The following is a 19,399-nucleotide window of genomic DNA, read 5'->3' as shown; positions in this document are numbered from 1 at the left end:
AAAAATTAACTGGCCATTATTCATGGAACTTTTGAAAGGATGATAAATGATGACACAAAAAGTAGCTTTGGTTACAGGAAGCAGCAGAGGAATTGGCAGAGCGACAGCATTAAGGCTGGCAAAAGAAGGGTATGACATAGTGATCAATTATGCTAGAAGCAGGTCGGCTGCAGCAGAAGTAGCAGCTGAAATAGAGACTTTAGGAAGAAAAGCTCTTCTTGTAAAAGCAAATGTTGGGGACGTAGCTAAAATAAGAGGAATGTTTGAGGAAATTGAAAATGTGTTCGGACGATTAGATGTATTCGTAAGCAATGCAGCGTCAGGTGTATTAAGGCCCGCTATGGAGCTGGAGGAATCCCATTGGAACTGGACAATGGATATCAACAGCAAGGCGTTCTTGTTCTGTGCCCAAGAAGCCGCAAAGCTTATGGAAAAAAACGGCGGAGGAAAAATGGTGAGCATCAGTTCTCTCGGATCTATACGTGTTCTCGAAAACTATACTTCAGTCGGTGTTTCAAAGGCTGCCTTGGAAGCACTGACCAGATATCTGGCTGTGGAATTAGCACCTAAGAATATCTGTGTGAATGCAGTTTCAGGAGGAGCGATTGATACCGAGGCTCTCAAGCATTTTCCAAACCGTGAAGAACTTCTCAAAGATGCCGCGAGCCAGACACCTGCTGGAAAGATGGTTGAAATTGAAGATATGGTTCATACCATTATGTTCTTAATTTCTGAAGAAGCAAGTATGATCCGCGGTCAGACGATCATTGTGGATGGCGGACGTTCGCTGCTCGTTTAAATTGGATAAAATTTACTCGGAAAAACAGGATATACCTCGCGCATCTTGGTTACATTAATGAGCGTGGAGGTGATAAACATGGCAAACAACTTCGGACAATCTCAAGCTGGAACTAACGTTCAAAAAGTTAAACAACAAAATGCTCAAGCTTCTCAAGGTATGGGAGCTCAAGCTTCTCAAGGCCAATTCGGCACTGAGTTTGCAAGCGAGCGTCAAACAAACGTTGCTGAAGTAAAAAGACAAAACCAGCAAGCTTCTCAAGGTATGGGTGCTTCTGCTTCTCAAGGTCAATTCGGCACTGAATTTGCAACTGAGCGTCAAACTAATGCACAAGAAGTGAGACAACAAAACGCTCAAGCACAAGCTCAAAGTGCGCAACGAGTAAACAACCAACAACAGTCTTAATGATATTAGGAGGTGACTATGTCACCTCCTTTCCTGTGTCATTATCTTAATGAAAAGTGGAACTTCTGGGACTCAGATGGACAAAGGTGTTGAAATTTACCGAAATGTCTATAAAAAGCTGTTATTCAAGCAGCCAATATATATCTGGAACCACTGTAAAATTGAATTTAACCCTCAAAAATATATTTTTCCTCTTGCGAGAATCCTCATTTGTCCATGAATCGACAAAACTTCCATAAACCTAACAGAATAAGTCAAAGGGAATAGGATGCTTGGAAAGAATAGATATGGTATAAGAGCTTATGGCGGGAGGACTACAATTTGAGTAATTTTGACCGGCTGGTGAATGAACAGTTAAAAACTATGGAAAGACTGTTATTCTTACAATCAGAAATTGAGCGCTGCCAGGAAATTGAACAGCAGCTCCGTTCACTTGAAGAAGAAGCAGAATTAGAATCCCTGCAGCATGAAATCATGATAATGAAAAATAACCTGAGTGAAATTCAACAGATCTTTGAAGATCAGACAGAGGAAGTTATTCGATCCTACCAACAGTCCCATATCAATATTTAAAGAAAAGTGGAAGCCGAAAGTGAATAATGAAGTTTTTTAGGGAGTCATTGAATTTCAATGACTCTTTTGTTTTAAAAAAATTTTTTTATCGTTATAATAGTAGAATATAAACAAACGTACAAAGTAAAAGGCTATGTAAGCGGGAGAACCTAAAATAATATTTATTTTAGTTTTGGCAGAAAGTCAGTAACATATAAAAAATCACAGGTGAGAGTTTTACTGTATTTTTAGAAAGTAGAGGAGAGAAATATGGGGATTCCCGGAGAAGGAGAAAAAATCCAAATACAAAGCTATAAACACAATGGGCGGATCCATCGAATCTGGGAAGAAACCACGGTCTTAAAGGGCACACAAAGTCTTGTTATCGCTGCAAATGACAGAACCATGGTAACGGAATCTGATGGCAGGACGTGGATTACTAGAGAGCCGGCTATTTGTTACTTCCATTCCAGTCTTTGGTTTAATATTCTTGGAATGCTAAGAGAAGATGGTGTTTATTATTACTGTAATCTCAGTTCACCTTTTGTATATGACGGGGAGGCCTTAAAGTATATTGATTATGACCTCGATATTAAGGTATATCCTGATATGACTTTTAACATATTAGATGAAGATGAATATGAGCTTCATGGCAGAGAAATGAGATATCCAGAAGTCATAGATAAGATATTAAGGCGGAATATGGACCAGCTCATTTATTGGATCAGACAGAGAAAAGGCCCATTTTCTCCTGACTTTATTGATAATTGGTATGAACGGTTTTTAACATATCGAAAATGAAAAAGGACAAATATCATCTTTCTATGATTCAAAATTAATTTTATAGTGTTTGGAGTTTCTTACGCCTGTTGGTTGTACAACAGGCTTTTCTAATGAATTTATAAAAAAGCGGGTGAGCATCTTGGGCAGCATAAGGCGTTATATGCAATTTGTAAAGCTATATAAATGGCAAATCGTCGGGACTATCGCAATAGGTCTGGTCAAATTTGGAATTCCACTCTTGCTTCCATACTTAATTAAATACGTTGTCGATGATGTCATTGGCAATAAACAATTATCAACAGGCGAAAAGACTGATCAATTATTGTGGGCCATGGGAATCGTTGCCTTCATTTTTGTCGTTGTGCGTCCTCCTATTGAATACTTCAGACAATATTTTGCTCAATGGACAGGAAGTAAGATCTTGTATGACATAAGAAACCATCTTTTCACACATGTTCAAAAATTAAGCTTTAAATATTATTCTAATAACCGGGTTGGAGAAATTATATCCAGGATTATTAATGATGTAGAGCAGACCAAAGAGTTTGTTATGACTGGAATGATGAATCTCTGGCTGGATTTAGCCACCATCATTTTTGTGGCAGCCATTATGTTCACTCTTAATGTGAAGCTGACTCTTGTTTCTCTGTTTATGTTCCCTTTTTACGCTTTATCGGTCAGATATTTCTTTGGGAGATTGAGAAGCCTTACAAGAGAGCGGTCACAGGCCCTTGCCGAGGTCCAAAGCTATCTGCATGAAAGGGTACAAGGAATGCCTGTCATCAAGAGTTTTGCTATTGAAAATTATGAGCAGGAAAGGTTCAGTAAACAAAACCATAACTATCTTACAAAAGCATTGAACCAAACAAAATGGAACGCAAAATCATTCGGTGTAGTTAATACGATAACAGATATATCTCCACTGCTTGTAATTGGGTATTCAGGCTATCTGGTTATTCACGGTGATCTAACAGTAGGAACTATGGTGGCTTTTATTGCCTATATAGACCGGCTCTACAATCCTCTTCGCAGGATCGTAAATTCGTCTACGACCCTCACTCAAGCCTTTGCTTCAATGGACAGGGTCTTTGAATTTATGGATGTAAAATACGATATAGAAGATTCTCCTAAATCAAAAGAGGCTGTTAATATAAAAGGGCATATACAATTTGAAAATGTATCCTTTTCCTACAATGAAGGCGAAGCTGCCATCCTAAAAAACGTTTCCCTTGATGTAAAACAAGGGGAAACTATAGCGCTCGTGGGAATGAGCGGAGGGGGGAAATCCTCGCTAGTCAGCTTGCTGCCGCGATTTTATGATGTAACAAGTGGAAGAATATTATTAGACGGCGTGGATATAAGAGATTACAAAGTCAGAAGCCTTCGAGACAAAATAGGCATGGTCCTGCAGGATAACATACTATTTAGTGAATCAGTAAGAGCCAATATTCTAATGGGCAAGCCCGAGGCTTCCGAGGAGGAAGTGCATAGAGCAGCTCACGCCGCAAATGCCCATGACTTTATCAATAATCTAAATGAAGGATATGAAACCAAAGTGGGCGAGAGAGGAGTCAAACTTTCTGGCGGCCAAAAACAGAGGGTAGCAATAGCCAGAGTATTCCTTAAAAACCCGCCTATACTAGTTTTAGACGAGGCTACCTCCGCGCTTGACCTAGAAAGTGAACACCTCATCCAAGAAGCCTTGGAAGAACTGGCAAAAGACCGAACCACATTCATTGTGGCGCACAGACTGTCGACAATCACACATGCCGATAGAATCGTTTTAATCGAGCATGGAGAAATCGCTGAAATAGGAACACATGACGAACTCATGAAAAAACAAGGCGGATACTACAGACTGTTCCAGGTACAGCAGCTGGACAGCTAGAAAAGCGTAAAGCGGTCCGAAGCACTAGTGGGAGGAGACACCCGACAAGCATAGGACGAGCAGACCGTGAGAAGCGGTTTCCTTCTCATGGACTGATAGGCTTATGACTCGAGGGTGTCAGCTTGGAGCTGGACAGAAAGAAAAGCGGAGAACGGTGCTTTTCCCCGGAGTAGTCGTACAAGGCAGAATGATAATCTTTATACTGTATAACCTCAATCTTGTAAGAAAAGCAGACACCTGACCGGCATAACAAAAGACGAACAGCCCATGGAGAGTGAATTTCTCTCCGTGGGCTGTTTGACTTTATGCCAGCGGATGGCAGTTTGGAAGCAAAAGAGGAGAAGGTTAATTGTTGTTAAACACTTTAGGGGAAAAGATTTATGACAATCACTGAGAAAAAACCGATTTTCTATGAGCGGGCAGAAGAAAAACGAGCAACTTCTCAAGAGATGCGATCAAAAAATAGAGGATACGAGCATCTTTTCGAGAATGGGAGCAAAAAGTCGGACATTGCGAGCAGGTTAGAATCAGCGAGCAACTTCTCAAGAGATACGAGCAAAAAATAGAGGATGCGAGCAGCTTTTCCAGAATGGGAGCAAAAAGTCGGACATGCGAGCAGGTTAGAATCAAGCGAGCAACTTCTCAAGAGATACGAGCAAAAAATAGAAGATGCGAGCAGCTTTTTCGAGAATGGGAGCAAAAAATCAGATTTGCTTGCAGGTTAGAGTCATGCGAGCAACTTCTCAAGAGTTGCGATCAAAATTAGAGGATACGAGCAAATTTTCGAAAATGGGAGCAAAAAATCAGATTTGTGAGCAGGTCAGGCAACAGACAACGATTGTCTAATATACAGAGGTGCCGTACCCACCTTCGGGAAATAGGGACAGTCCCCGCCAAAGATCCAGTTCCGCAAGGTATCACGGCATCGGGAAATAGGGACAGTCCCCCAAAAATTTAACAAAAACCTTGCCAATGCGGCAAGGTTTTTTTCTACTCTTTTTCAGAGATTGTGACTTCGTTTGTTTCGCTGTGGTAGGAGTAGAAGCTTGTTATGAGCATATCCAGGTGGTTTATGTCTTCTTCGTATTCTATGATGGATGCCACCAGTGGGATCATGTGGTAGAGGAGGCTGTGTCCTTCACTGTCAGGTTCATTTGGAGCTTTAATGAGCAGGGTGACTAGCTCCTGTTTATATTCGCTTTCTTCAAGGGTTATATTGTGTGATTTAATTTTTCCAGTGTATTTCAGCAAGACCTGTTCATGCTGATAAATGAGCAGATCCATTTGCTCCTGGATTTTCTGCTGGAAGTGCTCAGGCATTTGCTGAAGTTCGTTTTCGTATCTATGTAATCTCTTTAGGGTATCTAGGGCACGCTTTACCGTGGAAATCATCTGGCGGTACACTACAAGTTTTCTTGATTTAGCCAGGCTTTCATGTTTAATGTAGTTTCTTTCTTCTTTGTACATGATATAAAGCTGTTCTAATTTAATAATTTCTTCTTTAAAATGAGTAATTTCATTTTTTAACTGTCCATGATCGCTGGCATGGCGGGTATTAATCCGTATCCATTTGAAAATATCTTCGGTAAGAGAAGATATTCTTGTAAATACTTTAGTTTCATATTTAGGAGGGAGAAAAATTAAATTAACGATAAACGCTGAAATAATTCCAATTAATATGGTTAAAAATCGTAACATAGCAAAGTCCAAAAAGTCGCCGCTCTGGCTTTCCATGATTGCTATAAGAGTAACAAGTGCTATGGATATGGAATTTTTCATATTAAATTTTAAGTTAAGAGAAATAACGATGATAGCAGCCAAACCGATAATAAATGGTTCATTCCCAAATAAAAGCACAAAGGTTACTGCAATAAAAGCTCCAACCAGATTGGCCTGAACCTGTTCCAAAATGGTTATATATGACCGGTATATAGTCGGCTGAATTGCAAATACGGCTGCAATTGCAGCAAACACTGGAGATGGCATATCAAAAAACTGGGTAACATATATAGCTAAAATAATTGCGATTCCCGTTTTTAAAATGCGGGCGCCAAGCTTCATGTATACATGTCCTTTCCTTACAAATTCACAAATTGTATGTATATTATCTTCATGAATTCTTTTATTAGACAATAATGTAATATACAAGGTTTGGAGGATTAGTTCAATAGCTAAATTCCTTTTTGGTGAAAAAAGCCTATAATTTCATCTGTACATATTTTAATCTAAACATAAAAAATCCACCAGGGCTGCTTGTGAAAACAACCTGGTGGACTTTCCTAAAAAAAAATCATTCAGTGGATACAGAAGGGTCTGCTTGTTCTTTTACCGGCTGAATTTGAATAAAGTGGTTAGCCGGCACTCTAAGAAGGGCTGTTAATTCTTCTGCTTCCTCTTGCTGCTCTTGCTGCTGTAAAAGGGAAATGTATTGTCCAAGCAGTTCTTGAACATCATTTACTCCTTGATCTGTAAGGGGGCCGGCAGAGACCTTAGCACCCAGCGCTATACGGCGCTCAATCGCTTCTTTAGTTAAACCCATTTCTGGCTGGATTCTAAGGTAAACGCTGCCTCCAGTCATTCCGGCGCATATCCATGGCCCAGGATCACCCAGCACAAGGCCTCTGCCGTTCGTCATATATTCAAACGCAAATCCTTTAATATTTGAATTTACGCCAATATTTCCATGCTCTCTTTCAGGGAGAGGCTTTTTCATTTGGCCGCCTATAATAATATCAGCACCTGAAAGCCTGATCCCGGCCCGGGCATCGGCATTGCCCTGTGCAATAAGAAGACCTTCCTGAGCACCATATCCGAACCCTTTGCCGACAGAGCCATTATAGAATTGGCCATCTTTTCCTTTGGACTTAAAGATCATGACTTTACCGCCAAAGGAGGTTTTCCCAATTCCATCCTGTGCTCCACCGGAAACAGCTATATCAATCCCGAAGCTGTTATAGGCACCCAGACCATTTCCAGGTATGGAGTTTTTATAGGCAAGTTTGATATCCGGAAGTTTCTTATAAGAGCCGTCCAGTCTATTTCTTACACGGTGGCAGGAAACTCTGCTTGCAAGAACACGCTGTTCGGAAGTGACGGCTTCGAAGTCTCTGGACTGATGAAGTTCTTCCGTTCTTCCGTCCAGATATTCAGCACCAGCAGCAACCTGCAAGGCTTCTGATTCAATAGCAGCAGCTGTTTCTTTAAAGGATATCTGGCTGATCTCAAGCGGTTTAAGCAAGTATGTCAGGTCCAGTTTTTCGTTTCCTTTAACTTGAACAAGAAGGTCCGATCTTCCTACAGCGTCTTGAAGGTTTTTGATGCCTGCTGTGGCAGCCAGTTGTTTCAGCTCTGTGCCAAATGCTGTAAACAGATTGGAAAGACCTTGAACTGCCAGATCGAATTTACGAGGTACGAATCGGCGTAAGCCGTGTTCCTTTGCCTGTGCTTCTGTTTCTATCTGGGTTGCGATGCCAACATGGCATGTATCCAAGTGGCAGCCTCTGCAAGTTGTACAGCCGACGGCAATCATCGACAGAGTACCAAAGCCAACGCGGTTAGCACCAAGAAGCATTACCTTTAGCACATCAAAGGCACTTTTTATTCCACCATCTGCCCACAGCTCAACAGTATCTCGTATTCCAGCCTCCAATAAAGCATTGTGTGCTGCTTTTACGCCAATTTCGACTGGAAGACCCACATGCTGAAGTGCATGAATTCTTGCTGCACCCGTACCGCCGTCAAAACCGGATAGAGTAATGATGTCAGCTCCTGCTTTAGCTACTCCTACTGCAATCGTCCCAATGTTCGGTACAACTGGAACCTTGACGGCCACCTTTGCCTGGTCATTAGCTGTTTTAAGCTCATGGATCATCTGGGCAAGATCTTCAATCGAATAAATATCATGATTATTAGAAGGTGAAATTAAATCTGATCCAATGGTAGCGTTTCTTGCTTCAGCAATTTTAGCAGTAACTTTTGAACCTGGAAGATGTCCGCCTTCACCTGGTTTTGCGCCTTGGCCTATTTTGATCTCAAGCAGGTTTGAGGAATTGAGCAGTTCTGCATTAACTCCAAATCTTCCTGATGCGATCTGCTGGCCCCTTGTTCTTGGGTATTTGCCAAGCATATCCTTGATTTCTCCGCCTTCACCATTCAGGCTGATCATATTCAAGCGGTCTGCAGCTTCTGCATATGCTCTGAAGGCAATTTCATTTTGAGAGCCGAAGCTCATAGATGAAATGATAAATGGCAGACTGTGTTCTCCTACACTTATATCTACTCCCTTAGGATCCAATGACTGGGCCCCAGTCCTCAGACCTGTAAGGTGGCGGATTGTTGTAGGGTTTTCATTTTCCTGTTCTGAAATCTTTTCTTTATACGCGGCGTAATCTCCTGTAGCTGCAACTTCGCCGATCGCTTTCCAAATGCGGGGGAACAGATGAAACGTTTTTCCGGCTCGTTCTTTTTCGTTGTGATAGTCCACTGCACGCTTAATAGCATCTTCCTTTAAGAAAGCAAAATTATGGGACAATGAATTGGATCCAAAGAAATTAACGATATCCAAAGTTTCAGCTAACTCCTCGTGCAGGCCGATCGCTGAAAAGAGCCTTCCGTATCCTCTTAATTCATGGATACCTATTGTTGAAATCACTTTTTCCAAGCCTTTGACAAGGGCAGTATATAGATTAACCAAAGGTTTTGGCTGCTCATCGCTTACAGTCAAAAACATATAGTACGGATTAATGACATTGGCGCCCAGGCCATAAGCAACGATCATATCGTGCAGAGATCGAATGGAAGCAGAGCGTAACAATAGAGAACAATTTCTCCGGAGACCTTGTTCAGTCAATGAACGATCTACTGCTGACACAGCGAGCAGAGGGTCGAGCCAATACTTTCCTTCCTGATGTGTTTCCCCGTCATCAAGAACGATTAAAACTTTTCCTTCTTTTACTGCAGCTGAAGCTTCCTCAGATATTCTAGTAATCCCATCCTTAACAGACTCGTCCTCTAAGATCACTGCTGATATTACGGCAGCCAGGTTATCTTTTTGAAAGAGATGTACAATCTGTTCGTAGCTCGGCTGTTTTATAATAGGGCTGCAATTACTGCCATGCATACCTTCAATAACAATAGGAGAAAGAAGTTCCACTACCGACTCGGCTTTTTCTGCTGCAAATAACGAAGGCCTTTTTCCGATTATAGTGCGGGTGGAGAAGTGTTCTGTTTCTCTGTCCCGGTCTATAGCTGGATTGGTTACAACCGCAACGCTTTCCTTGATGAAATCAGCAATATTTTTTCTCTCAGGATTAATTGCGGCCAGCGGAGCATCATGGCCAAGGGACCTGATTGGCTCGGCTCCTTTTTCGGCCATTTGTTCTACAAGCTGAATATGGTCTCTTTCCCAGCCGAAGGATTTATATTGACCATTATGCAATTTCTCGACGGTGTTTTGTGTTACTATTTTTTCGACAGCAGGCGGGAACAGTCTGCTGCGGTCATTTGAAAGCACAAGTTTATTTGAAATCAGCTTATATACTTCTTCCTGGTATTGGCTGTATGCATAAACGCGTATACGGCCATTTTCCCATTTGAGTCCAATTTTTTCACCGGGCGCTAAAGGCTTAGGATCATCAGTGTACTCGGATGATGAAATGATCCCAGGCTCTGATGAGAACAGGAAAGAGGTTTCCGTGCTTAATTGCCAGAGGGGTCTAAGCCCAAGAGCATCTACAGAGAACACTGCTTCTTCTCCGTAGCGTGATATAATTCCAGCCGGACCTTGTGCATAATGGCCCCAGGCTTCTCTCAGATAAGTGTACAAATCCTGCAGGTGAGCTGGATACTCTTTCATTTCATTAATGATAGGAGGGAATAATACATCCATCGCTTCAAATAGAGTATAACCATGTCTAGAAATAAGAGTTTCAATCGTACGGCTTAGATCCTGGGAATCACTTCCGTTTTTTACGAGCGGGACCCCTATCATTTTCGCTTCATCTCTAAGTTTGGCAATGGTATTAATTTCTCCATTGTGTCCCAATACACTGAATGGCTGTACTCTGAAAAAGCTTGATAGAGTATTTGTAGAATATCGATTATGTCCAAGTGTCATTGTAGATGCTGCAAGCGGATCAGCAAGATCATCATAATACTTCGGAAGAATGTCACCAGCGCCCATGACTTTATATACAGCATGATATTGGCTTAGGGAGGCAACATGAATATGTTCATTTTTTTCAATTTCGGGTATGAGTTCGAATAGTATTTTAGAGCGCTCTGCATTTGAAGCGGTGTTTGCCAGCCCCGCGATCTGCCAGAACAAAGGATTTTCCTGAAGTGCAATGGGGCCCAGTGCTTCGGGGTTGTGGACTTTGTCTGTTTCAAATAAAATATGCAGGCCCTCGGCAATCAATTTTTCTTTAATAGTATCCTTTAAACGTTTTTTATCCTCTGATTTGTTAAAGAAGAAGTGTCCGACAAAAAAAGCTTCGTGATAAGCAAAATCTGGATTTTGGCCAGCGTCTGCCAGCTTTTTCTTCCACAAGGCTCTAGGTATATCAATGTGTATCCCTACTCCATCACCTTCATTATTAATAAATCCTGCTCGGTGGTTCATGGTAACTAATGCATTAATACAAGAATATATATTCTCTCTTGTCGGAATTTGTTCTTTTTCGATACAAGCTACTATGCCGCAAGCATCATGTTCATGCTTGTAATATTCTTTAAAAAAGGCAGGATTCCACGTTTCAGTCATTGGTCAGGCTTTATAAGGACTCCCTGAGCCTTATAAGTGCCATTCACCTCCTAATAGGATATACTTATAGAAAATTTTCAGAATTGTATGTTTATATTACCAGTTAAAATAAAATAAATCAATTATTATGCATTGGTCTGAATACCTATTTAAGTAAAAAACTAAAGAGGGAAGGTGTATCAAGGCGCTGTGTAAACGCTTTCAATCTTAAATAACTAAAAAAAGCTTCCGGAATCGGAAGCTTAATTATTGTATAAATTTTGTATATTTATTCTGATATTATTGTTTTGAAAGGGTGCAGAATGCATGTTCAACCGCTTTTATTGTTTCAGTAACATCTGTGTCGGTATGTGCGGTGGTAAGGAACCATGCCTCATATTTAGATGGAGCCAGATTCACTCCCTGCTGCAGCATCAGTTTGAAAAACTTAGCAAACATTTCTCCATCAGTATTTTCTGCCTGCTCATAATTTTCAACTTTTTCATTTGTAAAATAGATGGTGAGAGCTCCTTTTAAACGGTTAATCGTAATAGGAATGTTGTATTTTACTGCCGCATTATGTATTCCGTTTTCAAGCAAAGCTCCCAGGCGGTCTAATTCTTCATAAACACCTTCTTCTTTTAACACTTCAAGGCATGCGATGCCGGAAAGCATTGAAGCCGGGTTGCCTGCCATTGTTCCAGCCTGGTAAGCGGGACCTAATGGGGCGACTTTTTCCATAATTTCTTTCTTGCCTCCGTAAGCACCAATAGGCAGTCCCCCGCCAATAATTTTCCCTAAAGCAGTAATATCGGGCTGAACTCCGAGCAGGTCTTGTGCCCCTCCGTACATGAATCTAAATGCAGTAATGACTTCATCATAAATCACGAGTCCGCCTGCAGCATGCACTAGTTCATTCACTTTTTCCAGGAATCCTGGCTTAGGCTCTACAATTCCAAAGTTGCCTACGATAGGCTCGACTAGAATCGCGGCTATTTCATGTCCCCATTTATCAAGAGCTTCCTTAAGAGGTTCAATTTCATTAAAGGGTACAGTTATTACTTCTTTAGCGATACTTTTAGGGACTCCAGCTGAATCAGGGGTGCCCAGTGTCGACGGCCCTGAACCCGCGGCAACAAGTACAAGGTCTGAGTGACCGTGATAGCAGCCGGCAAATTTAATTATTTTATCTCTGCCAGTATAAGCACGGGCAACTCGTATGGTGGTCATAACAGCTTCGGTTCCTGAATTAACAAAACGAACCTTTTCAAGTCCTGGCATAGCTTCTTTAAGCAATCTTGCAAAGGTTACTTCATGGCGGGTAGGAGTTCCGTATAATACTCCTGTTTCAGCTGCCCTAGTGATCGCCTTTGTGATATGCGGATGTGCGTGCCCTGTAATAATTGGCCCGTATGCGGCCAGATAATCAATATATTTATTGCCATCTACATCCCAGAAGTAGGCGCCTTTCGCTTTCTCCATAGCAACAGGTGCGCCCCCTCCTACGGCTTTATAGGAACGGGACGGGCTGTTTACGCCGCCTACTATATGCTCTTGTGCTTCAATATGTAATTGTTCAGATTTAGTGAAATTCATAATGCCCTCCAGTAATTTAAGCTCTCTATTTCCTCATTCATTTTAGCACTTTGGCAAAATAGGGGATAGAGTAATGTACCAGGCTTAATTTTCCAACTATGAATATCTAATGGAGCAAGGCAGTACATATTAGTAAAATGCAGGTTAGGATGATTAATAGGATGATCTATTGTTTTCTAATTCCCGTTATTATGTGCATGATTTTCAGTCTTAAAAGTCTTTTTTCTCCTTTATATATAATAGATAGGCATTTAACCTTAAGGAATTTTTTATGGATGGCTCTGCTATACGGCACGGTTACAATCGGATTTGGAATGATTTACTTGCTTTTGGAGCTGGAAAACTATACAGTGTTGCATGAAATGGGACATCCTCTTCAGGGGAATTATTTTTATAAGCTGCAGACCGCTTTTTATTTTAGTTCCATTACTTTTTTTTCGGTGGGGTATGGAGACCTTTCACCGGTAGGAATTGGCCGCCTTATTGCTTCTGTCCAGGCTTTTATAGGCTATACGCTGCCTGCGGCCTTTGTAGTAAGAACTGTCTTTTATGTAGAGCCTCCCGAAAAAAAGTAACTTCAGAAATGATTTCATGTATATAGTTCTATAAAACTAGTTGTACAATCTTTAGAATTTGGTTACGCTTACATGAGTATGTAATCCCATATGTGTAATAGGTAACTGCACTTTAAGCAGCAAACACATTCATTAAATGGGGACAGCAGGATTTTAGCTGCAGGGAAGGGGAATTATTTTGGCACTTTCAATTGGTAATAAAGCGCCAGCTCTTACATTAGAGGCCAATAACGGCAAAAAAGTCAGTCTCTCAGATTTTGCTGGCAAAAATGTGGTCTTATATTTTTATCCAAAAGATATGACTTCCGGCTGTACAACCGAGGCATGTGATTTTAGAGACAAACATGCAGAGTTCGAAGACCTAGATACCGTCATCCTTGGCGTTAGTCCTGATCCGGTTAACCGGCATGGGAAGTTTATTGAGAAATATGGACTGCCTTTTCTTCTATTGGCAGATGAAAATAATGAGGCAGCCAAAGCATATGATGTTTGGAAACTGAAAAAGAATTTTGGCAAAGAATATATGGGAATTGAACGTTCTACATTCATTATTAATAAGGATGGGATTCTTGTTAAAGAGTGGAGAAAAGTTAAGGTTCAAGGACATGTCGATGATGCCTTACAATACATAAAAGAAAATTTATAACGGGAGCAGGGAGAACCGATGAGAGATTCGCGCTTAACAAAACTTGCTGAGCTGCTGCTGACACACTCAGTCACCATTAAAGAGAAAGAACGAGTACTCATTAGAGGCAGTGTAGCCACACAGCCTTTAATACTGGAGTTGATTGATGAGGCGTACAGGCTGGGAGCTTACCCGTATGTTGAATTAATGGATGAAGAAATCAGCAAGCATTTATCGATGGGCTTTTCAAGAGACCAGTTAGAAACACAGGCAGCCTGGATGATGAAGAAGTATGAAGATGTGGATGCCGTTATCGTTGTGATCGGAGAGGAAAATGACTCGGAACTTAGTGAGATTCCTGCTGAAAAGCATCGAATTCGCGGAGAAATTATGAAACCTGCCACTTTCTATTATGTTAATAACAGAAGATGGGTCTTATTGAATTATCCGACTAAAGGTCTTGCCCAAAAAGCAGGAATGAGCACAAGAAGGTTTGAAGATTACTTGCTGGATGTATGTACGGTTGATTACAAAAAAATGCATCAGGCTATGCAGCCATTAAAAGCGTTGATGGAAAGGACGGATAAAGTCCGGCTTGTATCACCAGGAACGGATCTTTCTTTTTCTATTAAAGACATCCCTGCCGTTTCTTGTGCTGGAGAAAATAATATACCTGACGGAGAAGTATTTACTGCTCCTGTCAAAGATAGTGTGAATGGAACCATCGCTTTCAATACTCCTTGTCCTTATCATGGAATCACCTTTAGAAATGTGACTTTAACATTTAAAGACGGAAAGATAGTAGAAGCTTCTTCGGATCAAACCGAGAAGATCAATCAAATTTTCGATACAGATGAGGGCTCCCGTTTTATAGGGGAGTTTGCTATTGGCGTGAATCCAATGATAAAAGAGCCAATGGGGGATATTCTATTTGACGAAAAAATCTGTGGCAGTCTTCATTTTACTCCAGGTGAAGCTTATGAAGATGCTGATAACGGAAATCGCTCCTCCATTCACTGGGATATGGTTCTTATTCAGCGGACGGAATACGGAGGCGGAGAAATTTATTTTGATGACATCTTGATTCGAAAAGACGGCTTGTTTGTTATTCCTGAGCTTGAAGGGTTAAATCCTGAACGATTAAAATAATATAAGAAAAAGCCTATTTTTCAGGAAAAAGGGTATTTGTCCACTCCAAAAGACTATATCTGCATATCCTTTTAACAGGAATACCTCCTCAGGGAAACACTATTCGGGCCGAATTGGCCCGCTTTTTTTTTTCTAAAGTTTTCTTCAGAAATAGTGCGTGATACACTCTGGTTACACATTTATTTAATAGGCGGGGATAAACAATGCTGATTCAATTTACTTTCATGCCTCCAGAGCATCTGCAGCAGGAAATGACTGCTAAATTTTCCGAATTAACCTTCCACTTTCAAAATGGGCTGAAAGTGAATGATCCGCTTTTATCTCAATGCGAAATATTGGTTACTTATGGAGAAGATTTGCAGGATTCACATATTCTAAATGGAACTAATTTAAGGTGGATCATGGTTGTTTCAGCTGGATTGGAGAAAATGCCCCTGAACGTTATCAAGGAAAAGAATATTAGGGTTACCAACGCGAGAGGCATACATAAAATTCCTATGGCGGAATATACCATAGGAAGAATTCTTGAAGTTGAAAAGAAAATGAGAGAGCTTAGGGAACAAGAAAAAGAGCACAAATGGGACCGTAATCTTTCTTATGGAGAATTAACGGGAAAAACGATACTTATCAATGGTGCCGGGGCTATAGGTAGTGAAATTGGCAGGTTAGCTAAAGCGTTCGGCATGCATACCATAGGAGTAAATAGAAGCGGAAAAAATGCGGATCATATCGATAAGCTATATAAGATAGGTGATTTATTATCGATCATTGATCAGGGAGACTATATTGTATCTGTTCTGCCAAGCACTGCAGAAACTAGACATCTGCTTACAGACGAACATTTTGGCCGGATGAAAAGCTCAGGTGTATTTATCAATATAGGCAGAGGAGACCTGGTAGAAGAAAAAACTCTTCTGCATGCATTAAAGAGCGGTCAGATTGCTCATGCTGTGCTGGATGTATTTCATGAGGAACCTTTGCCTGCAAATCATCCTTATTGGGATATGGCCAATGTCACAGTGTCCCCCCATATTTCAAGCATTTCAAAAAACTATTTACCGAGGGCGTTTGCAATTTTTGTAAATAATTTAGAAGAATATCTAAAGGGTTCGAATGAATTTATAAACTTAATTGATTTAGAAAGGGGATATTAATGCATGAAAATCTACACGAAGACAGGAGATAAAGGGACGACCTCCCTAATATACGGCCAGAGAGTGAGTAAGTCGGATTTACGAGTGGAAGCTTATGGAACCTGTGATGAAGCCAACTCCGCTATTGGACTTGGCATCAGCCACTTAAAGCATGAAGAATTCAGCGGTAAAGAGGATATACTAAAAACCATCCATCGGATACAAACAGCCCTTTTCCATGCAGGGGCCGAATTGGCGACACCTTCAGGAAAAAAAGTTAACTGGGAACTAACAAAGAGTCATGTTGATGAGCTGGAAGAATCCATTGATAAAATGGAGGCTGAATTAACTCCGTTAACCAATTTTATTCTGCCCGGGGGACACCCAGCAGGTGCCGCCCTGCATCTCGCACGCACGATTGTCAGGAGAGCTGAGCGTAATGCAGTAGAAATAGGGGAAGAAGTGAATCCTATGGTTTTAACCTATTTAAACCGCCTTTCAGATTACCTGTTTGTAGCAGCGAGATATGTAAATTTTAAGTTAAAACTACCGGAAGCTAATTTGCATGAATAATAAGAAAAGCCGTATTTTTTAAAGGCGGATGAATAAAATGATAGAGAAGGCTAAACCCTTGCCAGCAGTAAGGAAAGTTGACAAAAATGCGAAATTCCATGTACACTATTTATAAATATTATAATTTGAAAATAAATCCTATTTAGAAATGAGGTGCATGGCGGTGTCCCATATTCAATTGAAGGAAGCGTTAGATGCCTTAAAAGAAACTGGGGTCAGAATTACTCCGCAACGTCATGCGATACTTGAGTATCTTATTAATTCGATGACACATCCGACTGCCGATGATATTTACAAAGCGTTAGAAGGCAAGTTCCCAAATATGAGTGTTGCCACCGTTTATAATAATTTGCGTGTATTTCGTGAAGTTGGTCTAGTCAAAGAGCTGACATACGGAGATTCCTCCAGCAGATTTGATTTTGTAACCACTGATCATTATCATGTTATCTGCCAAAACTGCAATAAAATTGTGGATTTCCACTATCCGGGCCTTGATGAGGTAGAACATCTTGCCTCACACGTAGCCGGCTTTAAAGTTCACAGCCACCGGTTAGAAGTTTACGGTGTATGTGCCGATTGCTCCGCAAAAGAAGCTCACTAGACGAAAGTGCTTAAGATCTGTCTCCAATGACGGATCTTTTTTTATTGAATATTGATTAGCTCTGTTAACCTTACCTGTTGATTGCAGCGAAGGGAACTCGGTCCGGGAGCCTCCTCGGCGTTGTACGCCTGTGGGGTCTCTCTTGACCCGTTTTCCCCGCAGGAGTCTCGCACCTTCCGATCCATCAACATAGTGCCAAAATCAACAATAAACGTTAACGCAGCCATTAAAAAAAGCCGGCCAGAGGCCAGCTTACAATTGTACCTTATCCGTTTTTTGTTTTTTGTTATACTTTTCATCAAAATCCTGGCCTTCAAGACTCTTATCTAGAGTCAGTGGTTCATTACAATACATACACATATCAACTCTGCCAAGAACCTTTGTAACTTTATCGCAATTAGGGCAGCGGACTTGAACGGTTTTGGTAGAAAGCATTCCAATCCAGAAGTAAACCACAGTACTCGCTATAATGAACAGAAGTCCCAGCACCATGAATATCGTCATAATGAGCGGGGATTTTCTAAAAAAGATTCCTCCATACATGACAAAAAAACCGATAAAGATTAAACTCAGAGCGAAAGTACGAATTTTATTTATTTTATTTGAATACTTAGCCATAGTTGTCCCTCCCGATAATTAACTATATCATAATAAGTTGTCTGAAATAAATTAAATACAGGAATCTAGGTGTTTTTATCGAATGTAGTTTTGTGGGATAATCATGAATCATAAAAAGCTGAATTAAGCTTTTTTGGAGGCGTTAAGAATGGAAGACATATTGCGGCCTATTTATCAGGAAAGAGCCAGCTGGCCATCAACAATGGGAGTTTTACTTATCGAAAAAAATCCGAATGATACATCGTCTACCGACAGCTTTGACTATATATTGCTTACTATAGTAAATGAAGCAGAAGAAGCAGTTTCTATTAAGCATTATCTATATAAGGATCAAAAAGCTGCTCTGCATATCGTTCATCAATCACAGCTGGAAGAATGGATAATGCTTGGGTCAAACCGGAAAATTTTTGAATGGATTTTTAATGGGAAAATTGTATTCGACAGAAATGAATATATTGAGCGATTAAAAAAAGAGCTTCATGAATTCCCCTTCTATGGTAGAAAAGTAAAAATGGGAGTGGAGTTTGCTAAACTGATTAGAAGATATTTAGATGGAAAATCCTTCTTTGAGAACGGACATTTTCTTGATGCATACAATCATATAGTTCATTCGCTGCATCATTTGGCTCGTCTTGAAATTATCGATCAGGGATTCTATCCTGAAGTAACTGTCTGGAATCAGGTAAGGCACATAAGGCCGGAAATATTTAAGCTATATGAAGAATTGGTTACAAGCCAGGAATCACTTGAGAAAAGACTTGAACTTTTATTTCTGGCAAGCGAGTTTCTAATTCATTCAAGAACTCCTTTAGGTTCTCAGCATATTGTAGATATATTAAAAGGTAAAGATGGGTCCTGGTCCATTTCTGAGTTAACTCAGCATCCGGACCTTAAATATTATTCGGTAGATTTAGAAGTGCTTTTAGAATATCTTGTTGAGAAAAATATTATTAATGTGGAAAAAGTTGAAACAAAGGGACATGGGATATTTCATCGTTATTATCGAGTAACTAATGATTATTAAATAATTATCGTAAAAAAGCTTTTTTAGTATTGACCATATATAAAAATGGTGATATATTTATAAACGTCGCTGCGAGACATTCCGTTTTCGCAAGCGGCGGAAAATTTTTTAAAAAACTTATTGACATCACATTGGACGATGTGGTAAGATAATAAAGTCGCTCTTACGAGAGGCGCTTTAAAAAATGCTCTTTGAAAACTGAACGAAACAAGACGCCAAGCGTATTTTTCTTTCGAGAAAATACAAAACAAGTTTTAAACTTTTAAGAGCTATATCAAACATTCTTCGGAGAGTTTGATCCTGGCTCAGGACGAACGCTGGCGGCGTGCCTAATACATG

17 protein-coding genes are annotated in these 19,399 nt (G+C 40.5%); 13 read left to right on the top strand and 4 right to left on the bottom strand.

Annotated features, from left to right (window positions below; genetic code table 11):
- The first annotated feature begins 49 nt into the window (after nucleotides 1-49).
- The 6 genes from fabL to JOC77_RS14620 all read left to right on the top strand — a co-directional run bounded on the left by fabL (nucleotide 50) and on the right by JOC77_RS14620 (nucleotide 4,993).
- A complete protein-coding gene (gene fabL / locus JOC77_RS14645) occupies nucleotides 50-799 on the top strand; it encodes an enoyl-[acyl-carrier-protein] reductase FabL (protein WP_204544441.1) in 750 nt (249 codons plus the stop codon).
- A 78-nt stretch (nucleotides 800-877) separates the two neighbouring features.
- Nucleotides 878-1,204: a gamma-type small acid-soluble spore protein gene (locus tag JOC77_RS14640; protein ID WP_204544437.1), complete on the top strand. Its 327-nt coding sequence runs from the start codon at nucleotides 878-880 to the stop codon at nucleotides 1,202-1,204.
- Nucleotides 1,205-1,525: 321 nt separating this feature from the next.
- Nucleotides 1,526-1,777 carry a YgaB family protein gene (locus JOC77_RS14635; RefSeq protein ID WP_204544436.1) on the top strand — a complete coding sequence of 84 codons (252 nt, stop codon included), beginning with the start codon at nucleotides 1,526-1,528 and terminating at the stop codon, nucleotides 1,775-1,777.
- A gap of 249 nt (nucleotides 1,778-2,026) precedes the next feature.
- On the top strand, nucleotides 2,027-2,557 hold the full coding sequence (gene ntdP / locus JOC77_RS14630) for a nucleoside tri-diphosphate phosphatase (protein ID WP_204544435.1): 531 nt from the start codon (nucleotides 2,027-2,029) through the stop codon (nucleotides 2,555-2,557).
- A gap of 121 nt (nucleotides 2,558-2,678) precedes the next feature.
- The gene (locus JOC77_RS14625; RefSeq protein WP_275585083.1) at nucleotides 2,679-4,427 is read left to right on the top strand and encodes an ABC transporter ATP-binding protein; all 1,749 of its coding nucleotides are present in this window, start codon (nucleotides 2,679-2,681) and stop codon (nucleotides 4,425-4,427) included.
- 380 nt (nucleotides 4,428-4,807) lie between these two features.
- Complete coding sequence (locus JOC77_RS14620; RefSeq protein ID WP_204544434.1) at nucleotides 4,808-4,993, top strand: hypothetical protein; 186 nt, start codon at nucleotides 4,808-4,810, stop codon at nucleotides 4,991-4,993.
- Between the two features lie 424 nt (nucleotides 4,994-5,417).
- On the opposite strand, the gene JOC77_RS14615 is transcribed toward JOC77_RS14620, so the two are convergent.
- The 3 genes from JOC77_RS14615 to JOC77_RS14605 form a co-directional block, all read right to left on the bottom strand.
- On the bottom strand, nucleotides 5,418-6,488 hold the full coding sequence (locus JOC77_RS14615) for an FUSC family protein (RefSeq protein ID WP_204544433.1): 1,071 nt from the start codon (nucleotides 6,486-6,488) through the stop codon (nucleotides 5,418-5,420).
- 229 nt (nucleotides 6,489-6,717) lie between these two features.
- A complete protein-coding gene (locus JOC77_RS14610) occupies nucleotides 6,718-11,187 on the bottom strand; it encodes a glutamate synthase-related protein (protein ID WP_204544431.1) in 4,470 nt (1,489 codons plus the stop codon).
- A gap of 279 nt (nucleotides 11,188-11,466) precedes the next feature.
- Nucleotides 11,467-12,762 carry a glutamate-1-semialdehyde 2,1-aminomutase gene (locus JOC77_RS14605; protein WP_204544429.1) on the bottom strand — a complete coding sequence of 432 codons (1,296 nt, stop codon included), beginning with the start codon at nucleotides 12,760-12,762 and terminating at the stop codon, nucleotides 11,467-11,469.
- Nucleotides 12,763-13,037: 275 nt separating this feature from the next.
- Here JOC77_RS14605 and JOC77_RS14600 point away from each other — a divergent pair, with 275 nt between their 5' ends.
- The 6 genes from JOC77_RS14600 (at nucleotide 13,038) to perR (ending at nucleotide 17,418) form a co-directional block, all read left to right on the top strand.
- Nucleotides 13,038-13,337, top strand: coding sequence for a potassium channel family protein (locus tag JOC77_RS14600; protein ID WP_239558770.1), 300 nt, complete (start codon nucleotides 13,038-13,040; stop codon nucleotides 13,335-13,337).
- A gap of 178 nt (nucleotides 13,338-13,515) precedes the next feature.
- Nucleotides 13,516-13,983 carry a thioredoxin-dependent thiol peroxidase gene (gene bcp, locus JOC77_RS14595; RefSeq protein WP_204544426.1) on the top strand — a complete coding sequence of 156 codons (468 nt, stop codon included), beginning with the start codon at nucleotides 13,516-13,518 and terminating at the stop codon, nucleotides 13,981-13,983.
- An 18-nt stretch (nucleotides 13,984-14,001) separates the two neighbouring features.
- Nucleotides 14,002-15,111: an aminopeptidase gene (locus tag JOC77_RS14590; RefSeq protein ID WP_204544425.1), complete on the top strand. Its 1,110-nt coding sequence runs from the start codon at nucleotides 14,002-14,004 to the stop codon at nucleotides 15,109-15,111.
- Nucleotides 15,112-15,314: 203 nt separating this feature from the next.
- Nucleotides 15,315-16,265 (top strand): D-2-hydroxyacid dehydrogenase, encoded by a 951-nt coding sequence (locus JOC77_RS14585; RefSeq protein ID WP_204544424.1) that lies wholly within the window; start codon nucleotides 15,315-15,317, stop codon nucleotides 16,263-16,265.
- Between the two features lie 3 nt (nucleotides 16,266-16,268).
- Nucleotides 16,269-16,817 carry a cob(I)yrinic acid a,c-diamide adenosyltransferase gene (locus JOC77_RS14580; protein ID WP_204544423.1) on the top strand — a complete coding sequence of 183 codons (549 nt, stop codon included), beginning with the start codon at nucleotides 16,269-16,271 and terminating at the stop codon, nucleotides 16,815-16,817.
- 157 nt (nucleotides 16,818-16,974) lie between these two features.
- Nucleotides 16,975-17,418: a peroxide-responsive transcriptional repressor PerR gene (perR, locus tag JOC77_RS14575; RefSeq protein ID WP_239558769.1), complete on the top strand. Its 444-nt coding sequence runs from the start codon at nucleotides 16,975-16,977 to the stop codon at nucleotides 17,416-17,418.
- A gap of 252 nt (nucleotides 17,419-17,670) precedes the next feature.
- Here perR and JOC77_RS14570 read toward each other — a convergent pair whose 3' ends face one another.
- Entirely contained in the window at nucleotides 17,671-18,036 is a 366-nt protein-coding gene (locus tag JOC77_RS14570) for a YgzB family protein (RefSeq protein ID WP_204544410.1), read from the bottom strand.
- Nucleotides 18,037-18,184: 148 nt separating this feature from the next.
- Between JOC77_RS14570 and JOC77_RS14565 the strand changes: the two genes are divergently transcribed.
- Entirely contained in the window at nucleotides 18,185-19,060 is an 876-nt protein-coding gene (locus tag JOC77_RS14565) for a nucleotidyltransferase-like protein (protein ID WP_204544409.1), read from the top strand.
- The last annotated feature ends 339 nt before the right edge of the window (nucleotides 19,061-19,399 follow it).

It is taken from the genome of Peribacillus deserti, from assembly GCF_016909175.1.
In the GTDB taxonomy this organism is placed as follows: domain Bacteria; phylum Bacillota; class Bacilli; order Bacillales; family DSM-1321; genus Paraperibacillus; species Paraperibacillus deserti.
The sequence above is the reverse complement of the archived record's forward strand: the minus strand, read 5'-3'. Positions and strand labels throughout refer to the sequence as shown.